This is a genomic window from Pseudomonas sp. 3B-A001-10F, from assembly GCF_056313565.1.
In genome coordinates this window covers 37,844-44,463 of the sequence record NZ_JBQYFW010000045.1, presented here as the reverse complement: position 1 = coordinate 44,463, position 6,620 = coordinate 37,844, and the positions used below count along the sequence as shown (strand labels likewise).

The following is a 6,620-nucleotide window of genomic DNA, read 5'->3' as shown; positions in this document are numbered from 1 at the left end:
ACGAGATGCCGCTAGGTATCGTGGGCTGACACACCGCTATCGCGAGCAGGCTCACTCCTACAGTTTTTACGCGGTGTTGATCAGAGCCAATAGCTCACCGCGTACCAACCCAGCAATCCCATCACAAAGGTGTACGGCAACGCCATCCACACCATCCGCCCGTACGACAGGCGTACCAGCGGTGCAATCGCCGAGGTCAGGAGGAACAGGAATGCGGCTTGGCCATTCGGCGTCGCCACGCTTGGCAGGTTGGTGCCGGTGTTGATCGCGATCGCCAGCGTCTCGAAATGTTCGCGGCTCATGTGGCCGGCGAGGAACGCCTGTTTCACTTCGGTGATGTAGATCGTGGCGACAAACACGTTGTCACTGATCGCCGACAGCAGGCCGTTGGCAATGAACAGCATGCCCGGTTGTTGCTCGACCGGCAGGGCCAGTACCCACTCGATCAACGGCGCAAACAGCTGTTGATCGTGAATCACCGCAACCACCGCAAAAAACACCACCAGCAACGCCGTGAACGGCATGGCGTCCTTGAATGCGCTGCCCAGACGATGTTCGTCGGTGATGCCGGTAAACGCGGTGATCAACACAATCACCATCAAGCCGATCAGGCCGACTTCAGCGATATGAAAGGCCAGGCAGCCGATCAGGATCAGTGCCGCCGCGCCTTGCACCAGCAGGGCTGCGCGTTGGCGCGCTGTGCGCTCAGCATTGTCTTCGGCGGCGTAGTTGGCCAGCACGGCGCGAACATTGTCCGGCAGCAGTGTGCCGTAGCCGAACCAGCGCAGCTTCTCCAGCAACACGCAGGTGACCAGACCCGCTGCCAGCACCGGTATCGACACCGGCGCGACTTTCAGGAAGAACTCGGCGAAGTGCCAACCCATTTCGTGGCCGATCAACAGGTTCTGCGGTTCGCCCACCAATGTGCAGACACCGCCCAGCGCCGTACCGACCGCGCCGTGCATCAGCAAGCTGCGCAGGAACGCGCGGAATTGTTCCAGATCGTCATGGTGAAGTTTTGGCAGGTTCCGGTCGTCAGCAAACTCACTGTCCTGGCGCGGGTCGTTGCCCGACGCGACACGGTGATAAACGGAATAGAACCCGACCGCCGCACTGATGATTACCGCGGTCACCGTCAAGGCATCGAGAAACGCCGACAGGAACGCGGAAAGAAAGCAGAACAGCAAAGCCAGTATCGCTTTTGAACGCACGCCCAATAGCAGGCGCGAGAACAGAAACAGCAACAGATCTTTCATGAAGTAGATACCGGCCACCATGAACATCAGCAGCAGGATCACCGGGAAGTTGTGCACCAGCTCATCGTAAAGCGCTTGGGGGGTGGTCATCTTCAGCAGCAGCGCTTCGATCAACAACAATCCGCCGGGCATCAGCGGATAGCACTTGAGCGCCATCGCCAGGGTGAAGATGAATTCGATCACCAGCAACCAGCCGGCCGCGACCGGGCCGACGCTGAACAGCACGACGGCGTTGAGGATGAGGAAACCGACGATGGTCGCCTTGTACCAGCGTGGCGAGTGCCCGAGAAAATTTTGCGCGAACGCCTGGGCCATTGAACCGGACATCGGCTGCTCCTTGTCTTTAGAAGCGCGCAAGTTGCCGGATGCGTTGCGGAAGATCAAGTACAGTGCGTGTTTTTCAATGGTTCAGGTAACGCGCCACCATGGCTCGGTAGTTGCCATCCAATGAATAACCGCCGACGAGGATGGCATTGTCCGCTTGCACGGCCAGCGAGTTGGCGGTGTCGAGACTGCGCCCCAGACGCGTGCGCAGCCAGCCTTTGCCGTCACCGAAGCTGTGATCCAGGCCGCCGTCCCTCTGGTAACGGGCAACAATAAAATCCGCTTCGAATCCGCCAATGGTTGCACCGACCGCGATGATGCGGCCGTCCGCCATGCGCTGGGCGGCGCTCCATTGGCAGCCGCTCGGGCCGATTTCCAGCAGTTGTGGCTGGCCACCATGGTTGTGCAGGTTCGGTCGGCCATTGGTGTGCAGGCTGTACGCCATGCACCGAATCGGATCGCGACTGCTGCCGAAACAATGCAGTGCATCGGCCGATTCCAGGACCTGACTGACCTGGGCGCTTTGCCCGTGAGCCTTGAACGCCATGAAGCCGTCCACGGCAAAACGTTCGTCGAGGCGACCGTCGGGCAGGTAGCGCGCCAACAAACCTTCCTGCGGAAAGTCGATGGAGCCGGCCACTACGATTCGCCCATCCTTTTGCAACAGCAGGCTGCTGAGCCAGGTGTTGAGCAGTAAGTGGCGAATCATCACGAAGCCGCGGCCGTTGAAGGTTTCATCGAGGCTGCCGTCGGGCTTGAGGCGAATCAGCATGCCGGCATGGTCGGCGAGTTCGAAATGGTGATTGGCGATCAGCAGAATATGGCCGTCGTCCTGGACTACAAAGTCGCAGGCTTCAGCACCCGGGACGCCCGGCGGTAGCCAGGCATCACGGCTGCCCATGGACAAGTCGCCGGGCAGGCGCACCACCTGACGACCGTTGTCACCGAAGCGCAGATCCGGCTTGCCCTGTGCGTCAAACATGGCCAGAGCCGGCAAGGTGCGATGAGCGTTTTCATAATGCAGGCCGGCGAGCAGGATGCGTCCGTCGGGGAGTACCCGGACTTTGCCGGCCGTGGCTTCAAAGCCCGGGGCAAAGGTTTCGATCACGCTGCCTTGATCGCCAAAGGTCAGATCGGCCGAGCCATCGGCAAGCATCCGCGCCAGGCCGAATCGGCTACCGGTGGCGAGGCCGACCTTTGCTGCGACCAGCACCCGTCCCTGCGCATCGAGGGCGATGTCCTCGGTCAGGCTGGACACACTGCCAGCGAAATACACTTGAGCAACGCCGTTAGCGGCAAATGTTCTGTCGAGTTGACCGGCTCGGCTCAATAAAGAAGTCGATACCACCGGCAGCGCGAAAGTGTTCAGAGTGGACATGCACGCATCTCCTTGCGAGTTGACCTGGTACCGGGAACCGGGCGGGTAACTGCATGAGCGAAACATTCAATCCCTGAACCGGGAGAAGTACAACTGTAAGAACTAACAGGTGGAGGGTCGCACTGTGCCAGAACAGTGTCTTTTTGAACCAATAGCAAGCCGGCCAAGCAGTTACGCCTGAATAAGTTGCAAATAGTTGTGCAAAAGTACGGAGCGTTAAAAAGATCAGAACTAACAGAGTAGGGCGGATGACCTGAGCGTCATCCGCATCGCCCGGCAGTTAGTGTGGCATCGACCAGGATTGCAGGCTGTAACCTTCTTCGCTGAGTTCAGCGCGAGCCTGCTCCAACAGTTGCTCGAGTTGCGCCGGATCAGAGTAGGCGCTGCTCGGGATCTGTTTGCGACCGATGTGCGAGTTGGTCCGGTCGATCACGGTCAGGCTGAGCTCGCCATTCCCGTCTTGTGGCGCCCAGGCCACGCACTGGAACGGTTTGAACGCGTGGTTGGCAATCAAAAGAGCTTCGTTGATACGGAGCGGGGCGGTCATGGGGTTTTCTCTCTGTCGTGCCCAATCAAATGATGTGCCGTCGGTTGGGCTTACCGTTCGGCTGGTACTTGTACTGATGCACCGAACCGGTAGGCAGGTCACACATGAAACAAAGAAATTTCAACTTTCTTTCAGGGTGTTGCTTTGGTCGGCAGGTTTTGAAAGCTCACTGAAAGGTTGAAACAGCAATTTAGTCGATAGCTAACTAACAACCTGGTTTCTTATAACGCGTTTGCTTGTACACCTATAAGCAATCGATACAAGGCGCTGTCAAAATCTTGCTAATGTTACAGTCGGGTCTGCCAAATGACTGTTTTTACAATCATTTCTAATAATTTGGCGCCAAGGAACAGTCATGAGCGAAGCGCCAGCGTTACGACGTTTATTGGTAGTCGATCCGTGCGACGACTGCCACCGCTTATTGCCCGGATTACGCGCCGTAGGTTGGGATGTTGACAGTTGCACCCTGGAAAATGCCGCCGACCGCAGTTGTGATGTCGGCTTGTTGCGATTACAGCCGTTTCATCTTGAACGCCCCGAGGCGGTCAAGGAGCTGATCAGTCGCAGCGGCACTGAATGGATCGCCGTGCTCAATCAGGAAGTCCTGCGTTTACAGAACGTCGGTGACTTCGTCTGTGAATGGTTTTTCGATTTCCACACCTTGCCGTTCGACGTGTCGCGGGTGCAGGTCACCCTTGGCCGGGCATTCGGCATGGCGCGCTTGCGCGGGCAGGGCACGATTCACGTCGATCAGCCCGAACATGAACTGCTCGGTGACAGCAAGCCGATCCGCGAATTGCGCAAGTTACTCAGCAAACTGGCACCGACTGAATCGCCGGTGCTGATCCGCGGTGAAAGCGGTACCGGCAAAGAACTGGTCGCGCGCACGCTGCATCGGCAATCCCAACGTCACAGCAAACCATTTGTGGCGATCAATTGCGGGGCGATTCCCGAACATTTGATTCAGTCCGAGTTGTTCGGCCACGAGAAAGGCGCGTTTACCGGCGCGCATCAGCGCAAGGTCGGGCGTATTGAGGCGGCCAATGGCGGTACGCTGTTTCTCGATGAGATCGGTGATTTGCCCCTTGAACTGCAGGCCAATCTGCTGCGCTTCTTGCAGGAAAAACACATCGAACGCGTCGGCGGCAGCCAGCCGATCCCGGTGGATGTGCGTGTGCTGGCGGCGACTCACGTCGACCTTGAGGCGGCCATCGAGAAGAAACGTTTTCGCGAAGACCTGTATTACCGGCTCAACGTGCTGCAGGTGGTCACCGCGCCGTTGCGTGAACGCCATGGTGATCTCTCGATGCTGGCCAACCACTTTTCCCACTTCTACAGCCATGAAACCGGTCGCCGCCCGCGCAGTTTCAGCGAAGACGCGCTGATTGCCATGGGCAAACATGACTGGCCGGGTAACGTCCGTGAACTGGCCAACCGTGTGCGACGAGGTTTGGTGTTGGCTGAAGGGCGGCAGATCGAGGCACGGGATCTGGGCTTGATCAGTCAGCACTCGATCGCCACACCGATGGGCACGCTGGAAGATTACAAGACCCGCGCCGAACGCCAGGCGTTGTGTGACGTGTTGAACCGGCACAGCGATAATCTCAGTGTGGCGGCCAAAGTGCTCGGCGTGTCACGGCCGACGTTCTACCGTTTGCTGCACAAACATCAGATTCGTTAGATCACTGAAGATCAAAAGATCGCAGCCTGCGGCAGCTCCTACATTGGGTTTGTGTAATCCCTGTAGGAGCTGCCGCAGGCTGCGATCTTTTGCGTTTGCTTAAAAGTAGTACGGGAATTTCAGGCTGAAGGAAAAGTCCGGGGCATCATCCGTCATGCCGATGGACAGGTTGGGTACGATGGTCAGGTTGTCAGTGGCAGCAATGGTCATGCCGACGTTGAAGTAACCGGCGTTGGCGTCGCTGGACACCACCGATTCCCAATCTCCGCCATCCTGTTTCAGCTTGCTCTTGCGTTGCACCAGATCAGACACCGAGAACGACATACTCATCTTTTCGTTCAGCGCAAAGGCAATACCGGCGCCGATCTGGAAGCTGTCGCCGATTTTTACCTTGCCCGGGTTTTTCTGGTTGACCGTCGAGCTGATGTCGTCAAACGACTCCTCCAGGTTGTGGGTGTAGGACAAGCTGCCGAACAGCACCGCCGGGTCGAACGTCTTGACCAGCGAGATGCCCGGCGTGATCGACCAGACGCCGTTGCCGGTGGGCAGGGTGTCAGGTACAAACAGATTGGAGTTGGCATCGGTCTGGCGAAGTTTGATGCCGAACGGATCCTTGCCCGTTGGCGCCTTGACCCGCAGGGTGACCACCGCGTCCGGTGTATTGACCGACTCGTCGAGGAACTTGTAAGCAATGCCGAAGTTGACGTCGCCAATGGTTGGATCCTTGGTGACGGTTTCTTCTGTGGTGACTCCCGCCGCGCCCTCATTGCCGCCGCCCGACTGATAAGTCGATTCGCGATACACCACGGGCACGTTCAGGTCGAACTGCCAGCGATTATCGAAGTTGTAGCGGCCCGTCAGGTCGAGAGTCCAGGTGTCGGCCTTGATCCGGTCGAGGTTGATGTTGCCGAGAAAAATCGAATCCAGCGCGAGGAAGCCGTTGAGAATCAACTGGCGCGTGTCATAGCGCGAATAGGTGATGCCGGTTTCGACGCTGAACTTGCCGCCGCCGAAGAAGCCACTGGCCTCGTCGTACAGGTTGGAAACGCTCTGCGCCGGTTGCGAATCGTCCGCCAGCGATTGCCCGTAAGAAGCGCCACTGCCCCCGGCGGCGCCTCCTGATGCGGCTGCCGCACCGGTACCGGTGGCGACGCGGTTGCCTTTCATGTCCGATGGTGATTTGGCCAAACGTTTTGGCGGTGGGGCGGCGGGTTGCTCTTCAACCTGGCGGACTCGTTGTTCGAGGACCGCCAGGGCCTTTTGTTGTACTTCGTATCTTTGCTTCAGCTCCAGAAGCTCTTGTTTCAGGGTTTCTACATCGGCGTCCGGTGCCGCTTGCAGCATCGCGGCCGGGAGAAGAGTGCTCAAACACACTGCGGCACGCAGTGATACTGATCGATACATGAATAAGCCGTCCCTTTAAGCCCAATGATC

General features: G+C 58.2%; 5 protein-coding genes. 1 reads left to right on the top strand and 4 read right to left on the bottom strand.

Annotated elements, in window-relative coordinates:
• Positions 1–80 precede the first annotated feature (80 nt).
• The 3 genes from nhaB to AC0ZWN_RS26810 form a co-directional block, all read right to left on the bottom strand.
• The gene (gene nhaB / locus AC0ZWN_RS26820) at positions 81–1,583 is read right to left on the bottom strand and encodes a sodium/proton antiporter NhaB (RefSeq protein ID WP_093432826.1); all 1,503 of its coding nucleotides are present in this window, start codon (positions 1,581–1,583) and stop codon (positions 81–83) included.
• A gap of 73 nt (positions 1,584–1,656) precedes the next feature.
• Positions 1,657–2,958, bottom strand: coding sequence for an NHL repeat-containing protein (locus AC0ZWN_RS26815; protein WP_476337380.1), 1,302 nt, complete (start codon positions 2,956–2,958; stop codon positions 1,657–1,659).
• A 280-nt stretch (positions 2,959–3,238) separates the two neighbouring features.
• Entirely contained in the window at positions 3,239–3,505 is a 267-nt protein-coding gene (locus tag AC0ZWN_RS26810; RefSeq protein WP_095048857.1) for a hypothetical protein, read from the bottom strand.
• 355 nt (positions 3,506–3,860) lie between these two features.
• Between AC0ZWN_RS26810 and AC0ZWN_RS26805 the strand changes: the two genes are divergently transcribed.
• Complete coding sequence (locus AC0ZWN_RS26805) at positions 3,861–5,186, top strand: sigma-54 dependent transcriptional regulator (protein WP_016983762.1); 1,326 nt, start codon at positions 3,861–3,863, stop codon at positions 5,184–5,186.
• A 99-nt stretch (positions 5,187–5,285) separates the two neighbouring features.
• Here the strand turns inward: AC0ZWN_RS26805 and AC0ZWN_RS26800 are convergent, their stop codons facing one another.
• The gene (locus tag AC0ZWN_RS26800) at positions 5,286–6,590 is read right to left on the bottom strand and encodes a hypothetical protein (RefSeq protein WP_095048858.1); all 1,305 of its coding nucleotides are present in this window, start codon (positions 6,588–6,590) and stop codon (positions 5,286–5,288) included.
• Positions 6,591–6,620 lie beyond the last annotated feature (30 nt).

Excerpts from the sequence above, each read along its gene's own strand:
- AC0ZWN_RS26815 (WP_476337380.1), bottom strand. The coding sequence starts at position 2,958 with ATGTCCACTCTGAACACTTTCGCGCTGCCGGTGGTATCGACTTCTTTA.
- nhaB (WP_093432826.1), bottom strand. The coding sequence starts at position 1,583 with ATGTCCGGTTCAATGGCCCAGGCGTTCGCGCAAAATTTTCTCGGGCAC.
- AC0ZWN_RS26805 (WP_016983762.1), top strand. The coding sequence starts at position 3,861 with ATGAGCGAAGCGCCAGCGTTACGACGTTTATTGGTAGTCGATCCGTGC.
- AC0ZWN_RS26810 (WP_095048857.1), bottom strand. The coding sequence starts at position 3,505 with ATGACCGCCCCGCTCCGTATCAACGAAGCTCTTTTGATTGCCAACCAC.
- AC0ZWN_RS26800 (WP_095048858.1), bottom strand. The coding sequence starts at position 6,590 with ATGTATCGATCAGTATCACTGCGTGCCGCAGTGTGTTTGAGCACTCTT.